At 55.9% G+C, this 21715-nt stretch carries 16 protein-coding genes; 14 read left to right on the top strand and 2 right to left on the bottom strand.

All coding sequences use genetic code 11. The features are described 5' to 3' along the window. Positions 1-3: 3 nt before the first annotated feature. Positions 4-5061 carry an Eco57I restriction-modification methylase domain-containing protein gene (locus KP003_RS02945; RefSeq protein ID WP_217300311.1) on the bottom strand — a complete coding sequence of 1686 codons (5058 nt, stop codon included), beginning with the start codon at positions 5059-5061 and terminating at the stop codon, positions 4-6. Next, entirely contained in the window at positions 5058-8282 is a 3225-nt protein-coding gene (gene drmD, locus KP003_RS02940; RefSeq protein WP_217300310.1) for a DISARM system SNF2-like helicase DrmD, read from the bottom strand. The genes KP003_RS02945 and drmD overlap by 4 nt, the downstream gene beginning before the upstream one ends. A gap of 714 nt (positions 8283-8996) precedes the next feature. On the opposite strand from drmD, the gene KP003_RS02935 reads away from it, so the two are divergent. The 14 genes from KP003_RS02935 to KP003_RS02870 all read left to right on the top strand — a co-directional run bounded on the left by KP003_RS02935 (position 8997) and on the right by KP003_RS02870 (position 21704). Further along, on the top strand, positions 8997-9425 hold the full coding sequence (locus KP003_RS02935; protein WP_217300309.1) for a hypothetical protein: 429 nt from the start codon (positions 8997-8999) through the stop codon (positions 9423-9425). A 414-nt stretch (positions 9426-9839) separates the two neighbouring features. Next, positions 9840-10106 carry a hypothetical protein gene (locus KP003_RS02930; protein WP_217300308.1) on the top strand — a complete coding sequence of 89 codons (267 nt, stop codon included), beginning with the start codon at positions 9840-9842 and terminating at the stop codon, positions 10104-10106. Between the two features lie 134 nt (positions 10107-10240). Then, complete coding sequence (gene bet / locus KP003_RS02925) at positions 10241-11182, top strand: phage recombination protein Bet (protein WP_217300307.1); 942 nt, start codon at positions 10241-10243, stop codon at positions 11180-11182. 11 nt (positions 11183-11193) lie between these two features. After that, entirely contained in the window at positions 11194-11442 is a 249-nt protein-coding gene (locus tag KP003_RS02920) for a hypothetical protein (RefSeq protein WP_217300306.1), read from the top strand. Further along, positions 11439-12422: a PD-(D/E)XK nuclease family protein gene (locus tag KP003_RS02915; RefSeq protein WP_217300305.1), complete on the top strand. Its 984-nt coding sequence runs from the start codon at positions 11439-11441 to the stop codon at positions 12420-12422. Before KP003_RS02920 ends, KP003_RS02915 begins: the two co-directional genes overlap by 4 nt. A 163-nt stretch (positions 12423-12585) precedes the next feature. Continuing rightward, on the top strand, positions 12586-13014 hold the full coding sequence (locus KP003_RS02910) for a hypothetical protein (protein WP_217300304.1): 429 nt from the start codon (positions 12586-12588) through the stop codon (positions 13012-13014). A 167-nt stretch (positions 13015-13181) separates the two neighbouring features. Next, positions 13182-13796: a RuvC family protein gene (locus KP003_RS02905; RefSeq protein WP_217300303.1), complete on the top strand. Its 615-nt coding sequence runs from the start codon at positions 13182-13184 to the stop codon at positions 13794-13796. A 31-nt stretch (positions 13797-13827) separates the two neighbouring features. Further along, positions 13828-15849, top strand: coding sequence for a BRCT domain-containing protein (locus KP003_RS02900; RefSeq protein WP_217300302.1), 2022 nt, complete (start codon positions 13828-13830; stop codon positions 15847-15849). Positions 15850-15956: 107 nt separating this feature from the next. Continuing rightward, the gene (locus tag KP003_RS02895) at positions 15957-16943 is read left to right on the top strand and encodes an AAA family ATPase (RefSeq protein WP_217300301.1); all 987 of its coding nucleotides are present in this window, start codon (positions 15957-15959) and stop codon (positions 16941-16943) included. Continuing rightward, the gene (locus tag KP003_RS02890; protein WP_217300300.1) at positions 16940-17311 is read left to right on the top strand and encodes a hypothetical protein; all 372 of its coding nucleotides are present in this window, start codon (positions 16940-16942) and stop codon (positions 17309-17311) included. The genes KP003_RS02895 and KP003_RS02890 overlap by 4 nt, the downstream gene beginning before the upstream one ends. 24 nt (positions 17312-17335) lie before the next feature. Further along, positions 17336-18265: a DUF3150 domain-containing protein gene (locus KP003_RS02885; protein ID WP_217300299.1), complete on the top strand. Its 930-nt coding sequence runs from the start codon at positions 17336-17338 to the stop codon at positions 18263-18265. 17 nt (positions 18266-18282) lie between these two features. Then, positions 18283-19986 (top strand): vWA domain-containing protein, encoded by a 1704-nt coding sequence (locus KP003_RS02880; protein WP_217300298.1) that lies wholly within the window; start codon positions 18283-18285, stop codon positions 19984-19986. 109 nt (positions 19987-20095) lie between these two features. Then, positions 20096-20410: a helix-turn-helix domain-containing protein gene (locus KP003_RS02875; protein WP_217300297.1), complete on the top strand. Its 315-nt coding sequence runs from the start codon at positions 20096-20098 to the stop codon at positions 20408-20410. Between the two features lie 220 nt (positions 20411-20630). Next, positions 20631-21704, top strand: coding sequence for a tyrosine-type recombinase/integrase (locus KP003_RS02870; RefSeq protein WP_217300296.1), 1074 nt, complete (start codon positions 20631-20633; stop codon positions 21702-21704). Positions 21705-21715: the final 11 nt, after the last annotated feature.

The following is a 21715-nucleotide window of genomic DNA, read 5'->3' as shown; positions in this document are numbered from 1 at the left end:
AATTTAGAATAAAGTCATCTGCCCTGAAGCTGGTTTTGCAGGTGTGACATGATCGTCCTTTTCAGGCTCTGCTATTGGAACGATTTTACGAATGAGGGCCGCGTGGGCCTCGCACTCCTTCCACGATCGGCTGACGTCTTCGCAGAGCTGCCAGTCATAAAACCGAGGTCCAAGTCGGCTTGCGACAGGCTGGTATTCTTGGGCACGATCATCATGGCCTAGCCCGTAGTCAGCAAGCCGTAAAGCTTTTGGCAGCATCCATCCCTCGCCATCATTTTGATTCAGGAAGATATCAAGTCCCTTTTTTTGGAGATCACAGAACGCAACAAAGGATAAGACCGGCAACCTCAATTCTGGATCTTCGGTCTTATCAATACGCCAGAAACCTTTGGGATTTAATTTATGCGTAAAGTCGTCAGTTAGATTGGTTCTAGGAAAGTCACATTCGCGCAAGATATACTCAAACTCTTCTTTTGTAAATTCAAAGCTATTGGCCATTAATGCTTCTGAAATACATCTAAGTCTAATTCGTTCATATAGCGTAATGGCTGGTTTAATACGTGGGATTTCTTTAAATGAGTCAGAAAATATTTTAGGATATCCTATTAATGATCTTCCTATCTCTGAAAAGTAAGTACAAATATCCTGCTTTGGTAGTACAGTTTCCTCAACTACAAACCAATTCAGATGCAAGCCTCCACAACGTGCTCTAGCTACAAAATCATAAATAAATGTGTTCATTGCAACTGCAAGAGAGTAAGTGTCACAAGAAGTTTCAAGGATAGCAGCCGTATTCCCACATGGGAAATAAGGTGTACAGGTTGCTCGTGCAGTTCTTGCGTTTGTAGCCGAAGTTACATCAATAAAAGCAACTTTTTCTCTCGGAGTCCATTTGGGCAAACCTGCCAATTCTCTGTTTTTATGCACTTTTGATCTAGCATCTTCTACGCTTATAAGATATTGAGGTTCAAATACTTTGGACTCAATTGGTATTTCTCGCCAAATTGCCGTCCTGCCTTTACCTGAAACCCAACCTTTCGAACTTACGTCGAATTGCTCTATTATATTACCCTCTAATAGAGGCATTGCTACATCCTGGATTTGATCAACATCAATTGCTTTACTACCGTCTCTGGAAATTATCAATCCTTGCTTACGGTCTAAGATATTGAGAGGACCATTATATTCCTGCCAAGGGCCCTCGAGCCAATGACCGTATTCATCTGCAATGTATCCCTTTGCCTCCCACTTCGGGCGTTCAGGAAACAGCTTGGAGTCGCTGGTCATATGAAATTCTGTAGCATACTTAATCTCCCAACCTCGATCGTTTCTGTTCCCCAGGAGGATACCATTTGCGTAAATCTTCTGGAGGATCTGAAGATCTTGGTCAGTCCGAATCTCCAGGATTGCTTTAGAATAGGGGGAAAATTCCTCGACTCTTTCATGGGGATAAGCCAGTACATGATGCTCAGCATGATCCCAGTCATTCACGTCGCGGTGCATGAATGTAGCCCGAATAGCTGTCGTCACACCACTCTTCTGTATGACCAACGGGCAGAACTTGAAGCGCGAGTCAATATCGAAGACTTTTTCCCGGTTTTCAAATCCGAAGAGCCATTGCCAGTCGCATTGCTCCAAGAACAGCTCCCGTAACGCTGTGGTTCCTTTATCAGTATAGATACCGCTCGGAACGATCATCCCTAACCGACCGCCATCTCGCAGCAGTGCGTGGCTCTGCTCCAAGAACATCTTGTAGGTATTCAGATCCGCTGAACCTTGGTGTAGGAATGGGTGCCGGAAATCTGCATAACACACGTGGCGGGCACGTTGCTTTCGCCATCTCTCGTGCAACCGTTCTGACTCACTGAAGCCCCCGCCTAGATTAAAACCATGCTTCCGGCTTCCCTTTTTGTCGATCGTAACGTTGTCACCGAACGGGTGTCCGCTGTACTTGATCCAGTTGGAGCGGGCCTTGAGGACAGCGCAGTATCGAAGCCACGCCTTCTCATCGTTGGGCCGTTGCTGGAAATACTCGACTTGCTTAGCCAGCGCCTCCTGCTTGCCATACGCCCGGTAAAGCGGATCGATATTCGAAAAGAACTCCTTGGAGTTTGGTTTCTGGATCTCCCAAGGCGGATTCCCCAGCATGCCATCGAATCCCTTTCGCTCTGGGGTGAAGACGTCCGGGAACTCCAGCTCCCAATGGAAGAACTTTTGCTCACGGGCGACTCGGCGCGCGATGGCCATTGCTTCCGCAGACGGCATAGCGAAGGTATCTGGGGTCGGGGCCTCATCGATCTCATTCCCCGGCCAGAACCAGAGGGCGCACCAGAGATCCATCCTTTCCTTTAGCGCATGATAGTGCTGGTTGTTGAGAACCTTCTCCTGGTAAAAGAGAGCGCGTTTTTCAGTCTCGTGAACGGGGAACGCGTGCAACTCTTCAAACACATGAGTCAGTTCATCATGGATATTGCCGTCATCCTTATCTTCACCAAAAGCCCGTTGGCCGCTCAGGCGATTAATCAACTGCTGCTGGACTTCAGGCTTTCGCTCCTTGATGGCCGCAGACCAGACGTCGCCCTTGCGCTCTACCTTGCCGGAGTTCTTGCCACGGGTGACCGTAACGTCATGGAAGTGATTGACGAATCGGTCATGAGTGCTGTCGCCGCCATCCCGCTCCCAAGCCATCGCCGGATATTCGCGGAAGGTATCGAACCAGGTCCCAAGCAGAGTGTTGCCCACCTTCAGCTTGTGGTCCATGAACCCGAACGGCAAGGTACGGTCCATGGTCTCAATCCAGAGCGCCATTCGCCCCAGTTCCACCGCCAAAGGGTCAATGTCCGCTCCGTAAATGCAGCGCTCAACCACATGCCGCTTGAGCTGCACCCTCAGCACATCCTCGAACCCCTCATGGTCTGGCGGCAGGGGGATCGGTTGCTCCGTATCCTTGGTAAGCTCGTGCCCATCCGCCAACCGGGCTACAGCCCCGGTATCGCTTCTGTCGATCCGATGGTAATGGTAGAGGGACTGCACCAAGGCATCCGTTAGGAAGCGCAGGGCGCTGACCGGGAAGGAGCCGGACCCCATGGTGGGGTCACAGACCTTCAGGGCAAGAATGGCCTCCGGCTTGCGGGGTATCCACTCAACCACTTCCTCCAGTCCCGTCCTCGGGTCGGTCTCTGTCCTCACGGGCTCGAACGCCAACGGCAGTAGGGCGCGGCGCACGGTTGGGGCGGCCAACTGAGGTCGGGTGTAGAATGTCCCCGCCCCCTTACGGGTACCACCCCACCGGACCAGATAGAACTCTCCCGGCGCAATCAGCCGGGCACAGAGTTGTTTCGCAACCGTCCGTCGGGCCTGCTCGTACGCGTCAACAGCAACGGCGCCTCGGCCACGTGGGCGTCTCACCAACCCGGCGACCTCGGCGGCGCGTTCCAGCCAAGCTTGGGCACGCTCCAGATCGGTAGCACTCAGCCCGATCTCTTCTTCAGTGTCACCGGCAGGTGGTTCTTCAGCGGAAGCTTCCTCGCCCGTCTCACCGGCGTCATCGGCTGTCTCCAATTCTGGCTCGTCCCCTTCGCCCACACCTTCCTCTTCTTCACCCCCCTCTTCTTCTGCACCTGGGCCGGAGTCTTTCTTTTTTAGCTCCTCGAACAGCTGCTTGATAGATCTATCATCCATCCCTTCTAGACGAGAGAGTGGTAATGCCGGTTGGCGCCCTACGCTGATGAAGATGATCGGATCACCGTCCTCGGCCCGCTTCAGTTCGAAATCCAGTAGGCCCTCATAGAGGATGCCGATGTATTCCGTTGATAGGGCGGCGAAGTCCACTGGGCCATCCACCCACGTACTGCGACGTCCCTGGCGCACCTGTACCTTGGTCCGGGTCAGGAGGCGTAGGATCTGGCGTACCTGCTTATCGCTGATTGGGTTCGTCGGATCTTCCAGAAGTGCCAGGGCGCGATTGAGGCGGTCATCCCCATCGGCATTGCCCGGCTTGAACAGATTGCCGCTGTATTGTGGTACCGGTAGCGCTTCATGGGAGGATCCGTGGTAAACAAGGTTGAAGAGCGCTACCACTCGCGGCCAAGCGCTCCGCCCTTGGGAGAGCCTTTCCCCTCCGCGTCCGCTGGCACGACGATCCAGTTGCTGGCGTAATCCGTCTATGCTATAGGCGTGCTGATAGATTCGATTGTCGACGGGCAGCAAACCGCGTGCCTCAGCGAACAAAGTGACGATGTAGCGCATGATGATGCGCGTCCCCGCCATGTACAGATCGCGGTAGTCGAATACGACTCCCTGTTCCCTGGCATTCTCGATTGTCGCATGAGAAGCGGTGACCAGTTCCTCTACCGCTAGCCGAACGCGCTCTCCCAGGATGGCGGATAGCTCGGCCTGCCCCTTCCGGGAGTCGAGGATAGCGGTCAATAGAGTGCCTGACGCCCCTTTCCCCGAAGAAACCAAGACCGAGCGATCGAGAAGTTGCTGCCAGGCGAATACCTGGGCACTCGGTGCCCCCTCGGCGAACCAGAGGTCGATGTCCCACTCGCACCAGGCATCATAGTCCTGCCCGGCGTGGACAAGTCGTAACTGCCGCCCGTTGGTGAGCAACGCCAGCGGTTGCTGTTGCCGGCGGAGCCACTCCAGCACCCGGCTGAACATGCGCCGCGACTTACCGACTCCCAGCCGGTTACCGAGGAGCTTTCCGCTCGTAGCTTGGGGCACGAATACAGGGAGGGTCTCACCGTTGGGGCCAATCCAGATGCGGCGTGGCTTTATCTGTTCCTTTGTAAAACTGTTGAGAGACCACTTGGAGTCGACGTGTTGTGCTTTCTGCCATTCAGCGGCAGTGAGCCCGCAAAGGTCTTCCAGGAGAAAGTCGAGCAACGGTGAAAGACCTTCACCGGTACCGTCGAAACGGGTGACCTCGCGGCGCAGCCGCTCAGCCTTACCATTCGATAACGGTTCCAAATCCCGCTGAAAAAATTCCTGTATCTTATTGGGTGCGATCAGCAGACCGCCGTGGTTAAGCGCTGCCCACCAGTCGAGTAGCAAACTCATGGCCGCACCTCCGGAAAGCGAATTTCAACGGTGATCGGAAAGACCTGCATCTCTCCCCTCAAGGTGAACCGGCTCGGAATCACCCGCTCCAGTATCCGGGCCTTCTCGCTCTTCAGACGCTCCAGCAGCTCGCCGAAGTGCCCCGTCCGCCGCTTAAGTTCATCCTCCAGGTCACGCATCTGCCGTTCGGCAATCTCGTTGGCATCTTCCAAGAGGCTAAGCTGGAGAGCGCCACTGCGCCTCTCTTCGATCTCGCGCTTCAGCTTCTCGACGCTCTGGCTCCGTTGCAACGCAGCCACCTCGTTGATACGTCGCTCGAAGGCCTCCTTTTCGCGGTCTCTGGCCTCAGCGCCTGCAGCAACCTGAAGTTTTCGAACGCTCTCAGTTAGGGAAGCTCGATACTGCTTGAGAAACTGGCTCAGATCGCGGTCCACCTCATCCCACAGGTCGCGAGCTTTGGCGACCCGGGCCTCAACATATCTACCGGGATCGCCATGGTTAGGACCGTTATAAGGGAGTGGATCCCCCAGAGCACCATTCTTGACCGGAATGGCGAGCGTCCGGACCCAGTGGTGGAAGGTCTCCCGCAACTCGTTGATCGCCATCTCCTCAACCGTGAACAACAGGAGTGCATCCGCTCCAGAAGGAACTTGTCCCTCCGTGACCGTCCAGCGGCTGGGGGATACCCGGTCTGCCTGGGCACCGGGGAATCGGAGTCGGGCGAATGAGGCCAAGGCATGCCGCAACATGGGATGGCCAAGATGGACCAGAACCGTATCCAGCGACTGTCGGAAGACGGGGCGGCCGTTGATATGCTGGATAAAGAATTGAGGGTCGAACACCAGCCAGGGAATGGCTCCGATAGCCCCCCGTTGATCCGGGAGACGGAGGTAGTCGTTCACGATGGCCTGCCACTGCCCTGAGAGCTGGCTGGAAAGCCGCATCCGGCCCCGTTCATCAGGACCTTCCAGAATATCCCGCCCGCTACCAATTCCCAAGGCTACCCGCAGGGTATCCTTGAGAGAGTCGGGGCTGAGGTCAAGGTCCTGCAAGAGCTGTTGGAAACGCTCCTGCTCTTCTACCCCACGCTCCTCAATAACGATTCGTGCCTCGTCGGCCGCATGGCGGCGGGTTTTGATTTGACTGTCTAGTCGGGAAAACACATCATGGTCGTCCTGTTGCTCCATCATACGCCGCTGAAAAGCGGCATCGAACAGCTCGCCGACGGACCCCAGGTCTTCCCGAATCTCATTTACCTTACCGATAACCTTTGCCACGAAGCGGAGATCGGCATCATCATCGCTGGCGAAGTGATACACGGTTACGTCTCGTGCTTGACCATGCCGATCGAGGCGGCCATTGCGCTGTTCCAGGCGGGATGGATTCCAGGGGATCTCATAGTGGAGGAGGAGCCTGGCGGTCTGCTGGAGGTTCAAGCCCTCTGAGGCCGCATCAGTGGCGATGAGAATCCGAGCCGGTGATGCAAAGTCGTTGAAGGCTTTCTTGACCGACTCTCTCTCCTGGTCGTCCATACCGCCGTAGAGGAGGATCAGGCCCTTGTCATCTTGACCGTACTCTGCCCGGAGTCTGTTGACCAAGTAATCAAGGGTAGTCTTGTACTCCGTAAAGACGATGAGCCGCTCCGAATCGCCCCATTTCCCACCATCGCGCAGCCTGTCATCGATGAGTTTCTTGAGACGGTCGTACCGGGCATCCTCTGTCGGCTTGGCACTGGTGGCCGGGAGCCGATCCAATTTCAGATAGGCCAGGGCGTCATCCACTGCACCGATTTCGGCTGCCAGCAGATCGACATATGGGTGCATCCAGGAGCCTATGATATGGGCTGCGTGCTGTCCGCGGCTCTCTCGCTCCTGGTCATCATCGATGTCCTCTTCCGTAGCCCGTTGTGCGGCAGCAACCTCGGAAGGGCGAATCTCATCCTGCTGCTCTAACCCCAGCTTGAAACGCAGCCAGGAGTCGGCAAATGCAACCGGGCTCGACATCAGGCGCTTTCGCAGAATCTCTATCGCGAAGTTGAGGACCATCCGCGCTTCCTGTGTCGCGCGAATATGCCGTTTGAGCGCGTCACAAAACGCACGAACGGCTGTGGCTAGGTTCTTCTCTCCCTTCAACAGGTATAAGGGCTGGGGCTCCAGATGTCGGCTCGCGAACCGAGGGAATCGCCCCGCATCCTCGTCTTGTTTGTTGATCTCACTCTTCAAGCGACGAACGAGCACGTCGCCGATCATCTTCCGTTCCTTGTCGGTAAAGGTCGGAGTGCGGGTGAAACGTACCGGGTCCAGTTGCTCCAGCAAGCCTGAAAAGCAACGAGTATAGCCGTTATGCGGTGTGGCGGTTAGGAACAGGCGATGCTCGAACCACGGGGTGAGCCGGCGCAGCATCTGGGCGAGATCACTGTCCTCTCCAAAATTCGAAGGCATCAGATTGTGCGCTTCATCGACAATCAGCAGGTCCCACGGGAGTTGGGCGGAAACGTGCCCTTGATGGACAGCACGGCAGGTAGCCTCGAACTGCTCCAGTACATCTGGTTGGCGCAGGTAGTGGTATGAGGTGATGATTCGTGGCAGAGCCCGCCAGGGGTTCACATCAAGGCCAAACTCTCGTTGTAGCTTGTGAGTGGCAGGCCGGTCCACCACGTCGAAACCGAGAGAGAACTTTTCCTCCATCTCGCTCTGCCATTGGTGACGCAGAGACGCGGGGGTAATGATCAAAACCCTGCGGATACGCCGTTTGCGGATCAGTTCCGCGAGGATCAGCCCCGCCTCTACCGTCTTACCGAGACCAACATCATCAGCCAGCAGGAGAGACACACGAGGCATACGCATGGCTCGGGCCAACGGAACCAGCTGGAAATCGTCCGCGGATACCGCACCATACACCGGCGCGGTTGGAGTCGACTCAGAACGCTCATGAGGAGAATGGGCAGACAGAAATGGAGTAATCGCACTCCAGCGGCTGGCCCTCTGCAGGGCCACCATATCCGGATGCTGCATGGGAGCTTCATCGCCGACACGGGGCAGAGCGTTAGGCTCTAACACGACGGGCTGACACTCCCGTTCCCAAAGAAGGGTCTCTTCCGGCTCACCATCGTACTCGGTGTACTCGACAGTAACCAGGTGCAAAAGCTTCGAGGAAACAGCATCTTCGTATGGTTCTACAGACGAAATTACCCCGCGGCGATTTCGAACGGTGGCAAGCATGCCGACTCGGGGCACCGAAGATTCAGATATCATTTAGGCACCTTATGATTTTGATTTAGCCGCAGTGCAGTCCTATCCATTAACGTTCAGACGAGGAAACGCCTCCCCCACCGGCTACCAGTTTAGACACAACGAGCTCACAGGGGCAGATTCGGTCCGTTTGCTTTTTTGGATATCATGGAAACTCCTTAACAACAACACTGGCGACAACCCTATCTTCTTACAGTTATTAGAAGATAGTGTCAACGGCCATAACTCTCATTAAGAACAAAATCAGCAAGTTACCATTTCCCCACCTTCACTATTAACAATAAATTGGGGACCCTGCCGGTGGACTTTCCCGCAAACCAGGATTTCCCCATACCAACCTAGTGAAGAATGGAGGTGAATCAATGTTCCAAATGAAGAGCAAGCGGCAGAGGGAGGCACCGAAGTCGACAATGGGGGCGTCTGCAGAGGAACCCGCCAACAGTGTGAGCGGAGAAAAGAAGGCAGCTGGCCCCGTAAAGCCCATCCCGGTAAAGCAAAGGCGCAAAGGTGTCCCGGAGGATAACATGCAGCGGATTCGTCTAAGTTGTGACATCACACGTGCACAACACCGGAAGCTTCGAGTGGAAGCTGCGAGGACGGACCGCACGATCTTGAATGTTGTGGAGCAGCTGATTGAAGACCACATCAGAGACTAGCACAGTGACCAGCTGAAAGGAGATGGAGATGTTATTCAAGAAATCTTTGAGGGAAGTTATCAATACGAAAGGGGATTTTATGGATCCAGAAGGCGAAGTAGAAGGGGTGGTGGTCGGGGACTGGGAGCAACAGGAAGAGAGTCAGGGCGAGGCTGCTATAGAGTCGCCCCCCTTAAGCACGCCCCCTCGTCGTCGCGGGATACTTACGAACGGGGCAGTTAAAACCCCAGGGGCACCCAGCCTGGTTTCCCAACAGCCCACCACCCAACTTTTACCCGCAGCACCTCCGAACCCAACAGGCAACAGCGACCGAATTGCTTTGGTCGCCAAAATTGACAAGGGGCTGCATTCCAAGTTGAAGGTGTACTCGCTATACACCAAACAGTCCATCGTTGATCTGGTTGAGGCTTGGATCAAAGAGTCTATTCCGACAGTCAAAGTCGAACTCACCCAGTGACCGTCTTATCGACGGCCCGTTGAACTTTAATGACGCATTCCCATGGGCGGCTAATCCACAAAGGGGCGACTACTGTGTCAGCCTCCCGCATCAACTCAACATTCCTATGGATATTAGCAAACTAGTGATTATCACTAATACAAACAACGGAGGTCCAGGATGATGAGAGTTTCGATGCACCGACGATGCCGAGCCGATCCCACTCCCCCACCTAAGCATGTCTAAAGCTGAACACCTCAGCCCATACCCTGACCGGTATGGGCGCTTTTATTTAAGGAGGAACCGTATGTTCTTACAAGCCCACAATCTTTCCTGGCCGGCGAATCCTGAGCTTCGAAGCATCCGGGAGGATGAGCCGGTCAGAGGAGAACTCCCGTGGGATGCCTTTCGTCCCCCCTTTAAGCAGGAGGCAACATGTCCCATGAAGAGATAGTCGCCCGACTATCAAACCTCATAATGCAGGGCGTAGCCACCCCATCAGAGATCGTCTTTGCTATCACCATGGAGGCGATCTTACAGGCAATAGTCCACCGTATGGGGGAGAACGCCCTAAGTCTGACCGTTACTGACCTGCTGTCGGCACGGGACGAGGTAAAGATTGCACTGGATCACTGTTTGGACGAGCGAGACTACATCCAGATGGGCCTGGATGTCTGGGAAGCTGAACGGGATCTGACATAACTAAGAGACAAAAGGAGTCCTAATGGTCGAAATTCTTAAACTTGTTTTGGTGGAGGTGGCGATTTCCGCCGGCAAACGAATTCTAGAAGAACTCGGTGATGAGATCACCGGGACAAACACCCAAGGAGACGATGATGAGTAGCAACGCAGTTACGAAGATCGACTTCGATAAAGAGCAGCTAGCCGTTATCGAGGCCCAATTCTTCCCAACCGGTGCCAGCAAAGCCGAACAGCAGTACTGCTTCGCTGTGGCCCGAGAGCTGGGTCTCAACCCTATTTTAAAGGAGGTCCAGTTTGTCCCACGTCGGCAGAAGGTGGGGGACAGGTGGGTCAACAAGGTGGAGCCGATGGTCGGAAGGGACGGATTCCTTTCCATAGCACACAAGAGCAACCAACTCGCCGGCATCGAAACCCTTGCCAGCATCAAGGAAATACCGCAACTCGAGTCTGGGAAGTGGGTAATCAAGCCCCAGCTGGTAGCGGAATGCACGGTATGGCGAAAGGATAGCAGCAAGCCTTTCACTGTGCAGGTGTCTTACAACGAGTACGTCCAGAAGACAGTAGATGGAGGGCCAACAAAATTTTGGTCCGAAAAGCCGGAGACCATGCTTAAGAAGGTCGCCGAGTCACAGGCCTTGCGAAAAGCCTTCAACATCCACGGAGTCTACTGCCCTGAGGAGGTGGGCGGGGGGTATGAATCCGAAGGCGGGGAGATCGTTACCCCAGCCATGGAAGAGGAATACCCCTCTCCGGCCAGCAGGCTAGTGGTAGTGCCAGCCCTCACTGAATGCGAGGTAATTACGCCAGCGCAGGGACCAGCCGTCCTGAAGGAAGAACCGGGCGGCACATCCCCCCCGGAGCAAACAAAACCCACCATAGCACACCTTGAGTCCAGCGTTGTTGCCGGGATCCTATCAATGCTGGAGGGGCGAAACATCCCCCACGAGGTGGACATGCGAGCCGGGGTAATCAGCGCCAACAGCTACAACGAGCGCCAGCTACTGAAAGCGGCCGGCTTCAAGTGGATCGGCGAAGCGAAAGCTTGGATCTTGAAGTTCGAGCCCGACCCCTTCTAGGAGGATTAAGCATGACCCGATATACCGATTTCAACGGTAGCAATATCCTTCTTTGTGACCACTGTCGAGCCGACATGCCCCAAGGAAGTCCCGCCTTCTCCCTTGCTCCTGGCACGGTGGGAGATGGCTACCTCGCCAGGGACTACAACAAGGGAGAGATCATCCTCTGCCCCAACTGCTCATCCATTGTTTCCGAAATTATCTCCCTGCTCGTAAACAAGCGAACCGACAAGGTAACCATCGTTCAGGAGGTAGCATGAACCTCACAACGTTTTTTGAATCGGCCGTTGTGGAACTTAACCGCCAAAAGGGCTCAGCGTTGGGAGACCGCACCCAATACATCGGTTCCAGCGACGTTGCAGGTTGCGCCAGAAAAGCCTGCTTGCAGCGTTTGAGCCCGTCTCAGCCTGACCTGAGAACCCTCCTCAAATTTGCCCGCGGCCATGCAGCTGAATGGCTCATCAACAATATTTTCCAGGCCGGGAGTGCTAAGCACCTATATGACGAACAGGTCGAGGTTTGCCATCCTCAACTTCCTCTGAAGGCCCACATCGACTTCCTCTTCTTTGCAGATATGGACGGAAAGCCGCAACTGCACGCCGTAGAAGTCAAATCGGTTAGTGGCATACCTGACGTTCCTTACCAGCAGTGGGAGGACCAATTGATGTTCCAGCTTGGATTGCTCCGGCTCCAGTACCCGATTGGGGACTTAGGAGGGTCCATTTTGGCCGTCGATTTAAATGCCGGGGAAATCCACCAGTTCAATGGCTATAAGTTCGATGAGGAGACTTTCAGCTACCTCCTTTACCGCGGGCAGCATTTGTTGGACGCCTTGAACGGGATGGTTGCAGCAGACCCATCCCCTTCCCACCTCTGTGGATATTGCCAATTCCGCAGTGATTGTCCCTCAATGGTTCTCCCACGTGTGAACCTGCCTGACGAGATCGAAATGCTGGCTGGAAAGTACTTAGAGCTGAACACTGAGAAGGTCCGGGCTGAAAAGGAAATGAAGGCTATTCGACAAGAGTTGGTAGACTTCACCGGGTCATCCTTTAAGGGACGATCCGCCAACTACGATCTCACTGTTACCGCTGTAGATGGGGGAATGGCAGTAGACGCGTCCCTCCTGAAGTCGCTCCACCCGGACATTTATCCCACCGTCCTGAAGCCCCGGGCAGGGTACTCTCGACTCGAAGTGCGATCGGTTAAGAAAAAAGAGGCGATCCCCAAAGCTGCATAACCCAGAGCCCCGGCCGTAACGCCGGGGTTTTTTCATGGAGGGAAAATGGACCGTTACTACAAGTCCCCCCTGATCCGGCTGGGCGAAAAATGTCGACCTCGCTGTCGGCATACCAGTTCGATATTCGTCATGCCGCTCATTCCCGGAACGCAAGGGGGGAACCATGATTGAGATTAGGTGCATGGTAGAGGTGGTGCAGCTGCCGGATAGCCCCGTCAAGCGAGCCATGGCGAATATGGCGGCCTTGTGCCAGGTGGACAACGATAATCTGGCTGTCCAGATGGAGAAGGACTTCGATTATGCGCTTGGCGGCTACTGGTACATCTTCGAAGAGACAGACAACCACAGAAATCTGCGGATCTCTCAAGAATCCACCTTCGATCTACTGAGCGATAGGTGGCGCAATTGTGATGCCGCCACCCTGGAAGAGGGGTGTTTCTGTGTCTTCTGGGCTTTCAACAACGCGGGAGGGCCGTGCATGTTCATTCCAGATCAGCCTTGGCTGGATCCTGCGCTTAGGGATTGGCTCCAGGCCCAAGTCGCGGCAACAGAGGCTGAAGTAAGTTTTGCCAACAAACAGGAGGAGATATGAGTAAGTACTATGGGTCTGGCCTAATCGGGCTGGACGTGAAACCCAAGAGGGCCCAAAACCCGCGCCGGAACCGATACACCCGTCCCCGGAGGTGGCTGGTGGCTGCAATCCTCACCTTCGTGACTCTCGGGCTTTTCCTATTGGTCGGTGGCCGGTAAGGATCAGCCATGGGAAGGGTCAAGACACTATATCAGGAGTATGGACCAGCGTGGCTCCCGCTCCCCAGTCACGAGGTACAGGAGGCCGACACCGCAACCGGCGCGCTACAGCAGGATGGAAGGCGAGTTATCCCCCTCCATCGGGGAAAAGGGGCACGAGTGACACTAAAGAAACACTACCTGGGGGTAGACCCTGGGAAAAACGGAGGGCTTGCTGTGCTGAGAGCCGACGGGGTGCTGATGGAATATACCAGGATGCCCGTCGACAAGATACGCATCGCAGACTGGCTCCGCCGTATCCGGGATGCCTACCCTACCATAATTATCATCGCTGAGCGGGCGCAAGCAATGCCGAAACAGGGAGTAACCAGTAGCTTCAACTACGGGCGTCACTTCGGGATATTCGAAGATGCCGCCATCTTACTGAAAACCGCATACCACGAAGTCCGACCGGCCATCTGGAAGAAAGCAATGGGGTTGTCGAGTCACAAACGCGACAGCATCTCCGCCTGCCGCTGCCTCTTCCCGCATGTAGACCTCATCCCAAAGAACTGCCGGACTGAGCACGACGGCATCGCCGAGGCCGTCCTTATTGCCGAGTGGGCTCGCCAGAAACAACTGTAACACCAGACACCTACCTAAAGGAGAACAACTCATGAATACACCGGCAGAGTTCGTAGCTCGCTACGAGCAAGGGCAGATGACCGCCCGCGATGCCAAGGACCTGCGGGTCCTCCTGAAGCGGGCTTGCCGCTCCTACTACGAGACGGAGCACAAGATCATGTCGGACGAAGAATACGATCGCCTCAACGACATCCACGAGGCGTTGACCGGGGAGATCATCTCAGGAAGCAAGGGCACCACCGGGGTATCCCATGCCTATGACGCCCTGATGTGCACCCTCAAGAAGGTCAACAATATCGAGGAGCTAAGCATTTGGCTCCAAGAGACCAGTGCTGATGCCCAAACCGTGACCCTGGCTGTATCCAACAAGATGGATGGTAACTCCGTGATGCTGCAGTACGCATCGGATGGTCGACTCACCGGTGCCGTTACCCGAGGCAAGGGCGGCTACGGCGTAGACCTGGGCTCAGTTTTCGCCGGGCGGGACATCCCCTGTGCCCTCCAGAGCAGCTTCGGTATCAAGTATGAGGCACTAGTATCCAAGAGCAGCATGGCTCCCCTCTCGGAAAAGCGCGGCAAGGACCTAGCCGACCCGCGTGCGGCCGTAACGGGACTGCTTCACAAAAACGATGGCGCAGCCTTCCAGGAGTTCGTTCATCTGGCGCCGATCGACATCGCCATGGAGGACGGGACGATGAACCGGAGGGAGGTCGTCGAATTCATCAACGCACTGGTCACGGAGCCGGGGTTCGTGTCTCCATCGTTCCGCATATTCGAGGGAACGCCGGAGACGGTTATCAAGGCCATCCGGGAACTATATGAACGGCAGGCGCGAGAGCGGATCAACTGGGAGTACATGGTGGATGGGATGGTAATTGAACACCTGGACGAGGCAATCCGTGAGCGGCTCGGCTGGCACCGTGGCTCCAGCACCTATCCGAAATTTGCCATAGCTCTGAAATACCCGTTCATGGAGTGCGAAACGGAGGCCGTGGCGATGGAGTTTGAGGTTGGCCCTTCAGGGCGCGTCACCCCATGCGTCGTTTTCGCCCCTGTAACCATCAACGGGCGAACCTACCGACGCACCAGCATCGCCAACTGGCGACGCTTCCACGAACTGAAGATCGGCAGGGGGACACGCCTGTTGTTCAGCCTTATCAACGACGTGCTGGGATATGTGGATGTCCTGCACGTCCCCGAAAACGATGGCATCGAGCCGTTTGTCTTCGCGGAACGTTGTCCCCACTGCGGCGCCACGATCATGCTCAATAACAACGGCACCTACGCCTACTGTCCGAATGAAGGGGGCTGCAGGGCGCGCCAGGCAGGAAGAATTCTGCAGTGGGTCCGGAAGCTCTCCCTCAAGGGGATCGCGGACTCAACCATTATGAAGCTGATTGAGCACGACCTCATCTGCAACCCGCAAGACTTGTACCACCTAGACCGGCAGCAGGCAGCCCGGATACCAGGGCTCGGTAAGTCCTCCGTAGCGAACCTGATGGCGACGGTCGCTGGTAAGCTGAACCCTAAGGATTACGAAGTGCTGGCAGCCGCTTCCCCCGAGGGGATCGGCCGGACGCTGCTGAAGCCCATCTTAGCGCACTACCGGCTCAGGGAGCTGTATGCATACGCCCAATCCGGACAGCGCGACGACCTAACCTGGATTCTGATGGAGTGTGACGGCGTATCAGAGGTCAACGCCTTGAAAATCATCCAGGGGTTGTCTAGCCCCCTGCTGGAGTGGGCCCTCACCAGCGGGGACCTTGACGTAGCTGAAACTTTTGTTGCCACAAACAGCACCACAAAAGACCGCTCACCTGGAAGCGGCATGAAAGTTTGCTTCACTGGCAAGGTGGCGACGTTCAGAAACCGGGACGACTTCGTGACCGCCATCGAGGCACGCGGGCACTCCTTTACACCTTCGGTCAGCCGGGACACGGATGTGTTGGTCACGAACGATCCCTTCTCCGGCAGCAACAAAAACAGGAAGGCCACTGAGCTCGGTACACTGATCATGACCGAGCATGAGTTCATAGAAATGTATCTTCAATAAGACCCACTACCAGATCTGGTACGACACGAAGCCGCCATGCCCACCAAGGGCACGGCGGCTTTTTGCTGATCGGGGAATCTCCACCAATAAGCTACAGGAGTAAAGGCATGAAAAATCGATATCAAAAAGCGGACGATCCAGGGATCGAGCTTACCCCCACCACGTACACGGTCCAGGAGGTCTTCGGCATTCCATCGCAATTGCCGCTCACTGGATACGAACCGGGGCACCCACTGGTTCCTAGGTCAACCCCCGGCTACGTGTGGGACGCTCGCCTGCTGCGCGACTTCATCGAATGGCTGACCGAGCCGGACCCCGACCCGCTTTGGATCTCGGGACCAACCGGGTGTGGCAAAACCGATGCACTGAAGAACGTCTTTGCGGGCCTGCACATCCCGACGGTTATCGTCTCGGCCAAGTCTTCCACGGAGCCGGACGATATCTTAGGCCGTGTCCAGCTGCGCGGGGGCGATACCGTTTTCGTTCCAGGAGACCTGTTGCAAGCCTACCAGTACGGCTATGCCATCATCTTTGACGAGATTGACGGCTACAACCCCGAGGTCATCATGGCATGCCACCGTCTGCTGGAACGGGGTGTAGTAACTCTGGACGACGGCAGCATCATCCGGCCCGCCAGCCGCATCTATATGGCGGCCACCGCCAACACCCGTGGCGACGGTCAAGGTGGGGAGGTCTACACCGCCACCAATATCTTCAACCTCGCCTCGCTCAACCGGTTCGAGAAATGGGAAATGTCGTACCCGCCGTCCGACGTGGAGGAGCAGATTCTCGAAAATAGTTTTTCCGGCAAGCTACAGCCCAACCTCATGACGGCGATGGTGAAGACCGCCGCCGACATCCGGAGGGCCTACCTGGACGGCAACTGTCCAGGTCCAATATCCATCCGTGACCTGCTGCGGTGGGGGCGAAAACTAATCCAAGCATGGAACCGTAAAGACGTAGCCCCGCTTTACCACTCCTTTGACAAGGCGTTCGGCAACGGAGTGGATCCACACGTACGAGCGATGTTGCATACCCTGATCCAGACCAACTTCGGTGTGCCCGCGCCCCACATCGAGGGGGTGATTGTATGATCCCCAACCTCATCCACGGTGCAGTCTACGCCGTCCACCTGCGGGCGCCGTCCGTATCCGGCGGCAAGGATTGGGTCGGGGCCGTCACTCAAAACGGAGAAATCCATACTTACTGGGGTAAGAGCGGGCAGATCATCCAGCACGCCGCCAAGCCTGGCGACATGACCGCCCTCCAAAAAATCATCACCCAAAAGAAAACCGGCAAGGACCAGTACACCCAGGTGGATGAGTACAGTCCGCAGCACGGCTGGCAGAGCCAACGCACCCAGCAATCCCCAAAGGGATCAGCACAACCCGCCACCTCTGCCGCCCCCCTCGTGGACTGGCCGACCAGCGCACCGGAGACAGCCATCCAGTGGGACTTCTAATCAACGACAAGGAGACACAACAACATGAAAACGCAAGCAATCCTGGACAAGATGATCCTCGTAGTCCTGAACATCACACTCTGGCAGGGGCGTAAGGCCCTGAAGCAGGGGGACCTGGCCCTGAACGGCATCGACATTGACAAACTTCCTCCAGGGACTCTGGCCTCCCTTGGTAGTAAGCGGATCATCTCTCCGGCCGCCGTGAAGATCTTCGTCTCCCTGAAGCGGGAGGCCCTCAAACACTGCGTCCTGAGTGGCGTCCGCTTCGGGGGCTGTGGATACGCCGTCCCCCGAGAGAAGGTCGAGGCGCTGGGCAAGGAGCTAAAGCGGATTAAGGTGGAGTTCGAGGACGCAAAGAAGCAGTTCCTGTCGGTTTACCACGAGGAGGTGGAGCGCTGGGTGGCGGCTAACCCGCCGGAGTGGGCCCATATCATCCGAGCCTCGGTGGATTCGCCCGCTCATATAGAGAAGGCCATCACCTTCAACTTTGCGGCCCTCGACATCAGGCCACCAGAAGAGACGGACATGGACGGCCTCGATACCGAGATCGACAGCCTTTATGGCCAGCTGTGCCATGAGGTCCGGGTATCCGCCCGCCACACCTACGAGAACTACCTCGTCGGGAAGCAGGAGATCACTCACAAGACCCTGCGTCCCATCCGATTGATCCGGGAAAAGTTGGCGGGACTTCTCTTCCTCGACCCGCTCATCGCCGACACCATCCAGGTCATAGACGATACGCTGACCAAACTCCCAGCTGATACCAACATCAAGGGAACCGACCTGAACATGGTTGCCGGACTGGTCGGCCGGCAACTGGCAAACATGGGACGCCCCTCCGCATCCTCCCAAACAGAAGTGTCCGACTCGGACCTGGAGGAGATCATCGTTATCCCCGAGGTAGTCATCGTACCGGAGACCGGGGTGGTAGCGCCGATCTCCTGGGACTTCTAACATGACAAGGAGCAGCAATGATACGAGATCAGGAGCTATCAGGCTTGGCCATGACGCTTGGCCGTGACGCAAAAATGACGATAACCGTGGGTGGAGATGGATCGTACTGTACGTCGGACGGCTCCCACATCAACATTGCCCGCATGCCGGCGACACCGTTGGGACGCATGCTCATGACCGGCCTCGTATTCCACGAGGTCGGTCATAAGAACCACACGAAAGGGGACAAGCCGGATGGACTGCTTGGTGACATGATGAATGTCATCGAGGATGTTCGGGTGGACATGGAAACCATGAAGCGACGGCCTGGGACCTGTTTCAACCTGGAGGCGATCACCACTTATTACTTCAACAAGGGGAGTTTGGCCCCTCAGAACTTTGCCCATGCCTTTCTCGGCAAAGTTATGGCTTACGGATTCGGCAGAGTGCTAAAGCAGAAGTGCATTCTATCCCTTGAGGCGCAGTGCAACGAGATGATAGACGACGCCTTCGGTCAAGAGTTCATTGATAACGTGGAGACGATCATCAAGGAAATACCGGAACTGAAGAGCACCAAGGATACCGCGGCAATGGCACAAAGGCTCATCGACTTGCTTATCAGTCAGTCGAAGCCGGCGCCCCCCCAGAGTCCCACCGCAGGAAAGCCTCAACAAGGTGCACAAGGAACAGCATCTGGCTCCCGGGTAGGCTCTCAATGCCGCGGTGGTAACGGTGAGCCAGAAAGAGCGCTAGAAAAAGGTGCCATCCCGTCAGGCTCTACAGAGGCGACGGACATGCCGGCCGAACCGGAGGAGCAATCTTCTACAGGCTGTGGCGGCAGCAGTGCAGGATCGGGAAAGGACAACCGGCCAACAACAGAAGAAATCGCTCGCATGCTGGCCAACAAGACCGGGTACGGTGACCTCTCCGAGCTGATAAAAACGGAGTTGGACCAGATAGCCCGCAGTATCCCCCACAGCACAAAGGTCAGCATCCCGTTGTTGCCGGTGGTCGGTCAACTGCGACCTGTCTATGGAAGACTGGACGAGGTAGAGGCCATTTCGGCATCATCCCGAATGCGGGCCCGGTTAATGGGGATGCTGCAAGCAGTACAGCGGGAGCCGAAGACCTATGGGCTATCCGGACGGAAGCTGGCATCCGCCCGGTTGACCAAGCTCGCTACCGGCGACCCAAGGATCTTTCGACGCAAGGTAGACACACCTGCGGTCAATACGGCCGTTGCGGTGCTTTTAGACCTCTCAGGCAGCATGAGTAACCGCTATAGAGTCGCCAACGCCGCCGCCTTCGCCCTACACACGACCCTCTACGGGCTGAGGGGTGTGGCAGTCTGCTCCCTAGAGTTCAGCGGAAAGAGTAAGGGCGCAGCGGTCAACGTACTCGTGGATTTCGGCAGGAAGCCCCACTCCGAGCACTTCAACCACCCCCCCTTCGCCAGCACCCCTACGGACAAGGCGATCTGGGCGGCCCGGGCCCGACTGCTCCAACGAGTCGAGCCCCGACGGATCATGCTGATTCTGACCGACGGTTGCCCCGACAACGAGGAGGCAACTCGCGCAGCCACGCGCCGGGCCACTCGAGATGGTATCGAGACAGCCGCCATTGGCATCATGCACGACGGCGTAAAGGACCTGTGGGAGAACCACCGCGTCATCCATGCGATCCACGAGCTTCCCGCGGCCATGTTCGGTGTCATGGAGCACCTGCTCACCCACCGCCGGTAAGGCAAAAATGTAGTTTGCAAAATAATAGTAGCGAACAGGATTTATCCGTCCCCTGAAAACCGTATGTTCCATCCAGATGCATCAACTCACATCATGAGAGGAAGAGATTATGAAAAGTATGTTGGAGCCTGAAGACATTCAGGCGATCGCAGATGCGGTAGCGGCACGGCTGACCCCAGCCCTCCCGATGGCGCAAGTTACGAAGAACGAAGATGAGATACTCGATGTCCCCGGACTCGCCGGCTACCTCAAGGTCGACAAGAGCTGGGTCTACAAACAGCTCCAGTTGAAAACCATCCCGCACTTCCATGCCGGTCGCTACCCGCGCTTCCACAAGACGCAGATCGACAAATGGGCACGGGAGAATTCGACCCCGGCCGCCGGGGCAGTCACCCAGGTGGGAAAGCTCAGAAAGGTGGCTTGAAGTGGCTTGAGGCCTTCAGTGTGTAAATCTGAAGGGCTATCAAAAACTATTGGTGTAACACGAGGTTAGCGAGGGGTGTTCTAAGAATTGTTCTAACAAAAAAATCCGTATCGGCGGGTGTGAAAGTGGTCGAGCCCCCGGTACGGGGGCAGTCACATCATAGCATCGTGGTGGTCTGGAAGCAACGACCTGCCGTACCCGGAGGAGGAGTTTATCGGTAATGGCGAAGAAGGGAATTTACAAACGAGGCAACATCTACTGGATCCACTACACGGGTCTCGACGGGCGCCAGGTCAAGGAATCAAGCCGCAGCAAAAAATTCAAGGACGCCGAGGCGCTGCTGATCCAGCGCAAGCACCAGGTGCAGCAGGGGCAACGCCCGGAAATCATCCGACTCAAGGATAGCAACTTCAAGGAGCTCTCCGAGAAATACGAAGAGCACTGCAAGCATCAGCGTGGCTTTCGCAACAAGAAGAGCCTGCTCAAGATGATGCGGGAGGACTTCGGGGTGCTGCCGCTGAAGTTCTTCACGACGGAATATGTAGAGCAGTACCAGTCGAGGCTCCTGACCAACGGGCTGTCCGAGGGGACCGTCAACCGACGGATCGGCTGCCTCAAGAACATGTTCACCAAAGCTGTCGATTGGAAACTGGCGAGCAACAGCATGTTCGCCGAGGTTCACAAGGTGAAGGTCCTCAAGGAAACCATGAAACGGGACCGGTTCCTCTCGCGGGAGGAGATCAAGCTGCTGCTGGACTGCTGCGGGTCCTACATGGAGCAGCAGCACCTAAAACCTATCATCGTCTTTGCCGTTAACACCGGCTGTCGAAAGGAGGAGATCCTCAGCATCAAATGGAAACAGGTTGACCTGAAGCATGGCTTCATCACGTTATATAAGACCAAGAACACTGAGTTGAGGAAGATCCCGATCAACGAGCCACTGCGGGCCATGCTAAACGAGTTACCAAAGAAGGAGGACGTGCCGTATGTCTTCTACAACTTCAAGACGGACGAACGCTTCCTGGACCTTAAGAGGTCATTCCGCACGGCGGCAACCAAGGCAGGATTTGATAACGACGTCGTGTTCCACACGCTACGGCACACGTTCGCCAGCCACCTAGTCATGGCGGGAGTGGACATTCCGACAGTATCTAGGTTGATGGGGCACAAGTCGATCACTATGACGATGCGGTACTCGCACCTAGCCCCCAATCATTTGAGTAACGCTGTGAATGCGCTGGCTGCTGCATTAGGCAATCCAGACGACGAAGGCGATGACAAACATGCTCTTTGAGCGTGAAATGG

It is taken from the genome of Geomonas diazotrophica (assembly GCF_019063885.1).
Classification (GTDB): domain Bacteria; phylum Desulfobacterota; class Desulfuromonadia; order Geobacterales; family Geobacteraceae; genus Geomonas; species Geomonas diazotrophica.
Note: the sequence above shows the minus strand (reverse complement) of the source record. Positions and strands in the feature narration are given on the sequence as shown.

Coding starts and splice junctions, on each gene's coding strand:
- KP003_RS02945 (WP_217300311.1), bottom strand. CDS start 5,061: ATGAGTTTGCTACTCGACTGGTGGGCAGCGCTTAACCACGGCGGTCTG.
- drmD (WP_217300310.1), bottom strand. CDS start 8,282: ATGCTTGCCACCGTTCGAAATCGCCGCGGGGTAATTTCGTCTGTAGAA.
- KP003_RS02935 (WP_217300309.1), top strand. CDS start 8,997: ATGTTATTCAAGAAATCTTTGAGGGAAGTTATCAATACGAAAGGGGAT.
- KP003_RS02930 (WP_217300308.1), top strand. CDS start 9,840: ATGTCCCATGAAGAGATAGTCGCCCGACTATCAAACCTCATAATGCAG.
- bet (WP_217300307.1), top strand. CDS start 10,241: ATGAGTAGCAACGCAGTTACGAAGATCGACTTCGATAAAGAGCAGCTA.
- KP003_RS02920 (WP_217300306.1), top strand. CDS start 11,194: ATGACCCGATATACCGATTTCAACGGTAGCAATATCCTTCTTTGTGAC.
- KP003_RS02915 (WP_217300305.1), top strand. CDS start 11,439: ATGAACCTCACAACGTTTTTTGAATCGGCCGTTGTGGAACTTAACCGC.
- KP003_RS02910 (WP_217300304.1), top strand. CDS start 12,586: ATGATTGAGATTAGGTGCATGGTAGAGGTGGTGCAGCTGCCGGATAGC.
- KP003_RS02905 (WP_217300303.1), top strand. CDS start 13,182: ATGGGAAGGGTCAAGACACTATATCAGGAGTATGGACCAGCGTGGCTC.
- KP003_RS02900 (WP_217300302.1), top strand. CDS start 13,828: ATGAATACACCGGCAGAGTTCGTAGCTCGCTACGAGCAAGGGCAGATG.
- KP003_RS02895 (WP_217300301.1), top strand. CDS start 15,957: ATGAAAAATCGATATCAAAAAGCGGACGATCCAGGGATCGAGCTTACC.
- KP003_RS02890 (WP_217300300.1), top strand. CDS start 16,940: ATGATCCCCAACCTCATCCACGGTGCAGTCTACGCCGTCCACCTGCGG.
- KP003_RS02885 (WP_217300299.1), top strand. CDS start 17,336: ATGAAAACGCAAGCAATCCTGGACAAGATGATCCTCGTAGTCCTGAAC.
- KP003_RS02880 (WP_217300298.1), top strand. CDS start 18,283: ATGATACGAGATCAGGAGCTATCAGGCTTGGCCATGACGCTTGGCCGT.
- KP003_RS02875 (WP_217300297.1), top strand. CDS start 20,096: ATGAAAAGTATGTTGGAGCCTGAAGACATTCAGGCGATCGCAGATGCG.
- KP003_RS02870 (WP_217300296.1), top strand. CDS start 20,631: ATGGCGAAGAAGGGAATTTACAAACGAGGCAACATCTACTGGATCCAC.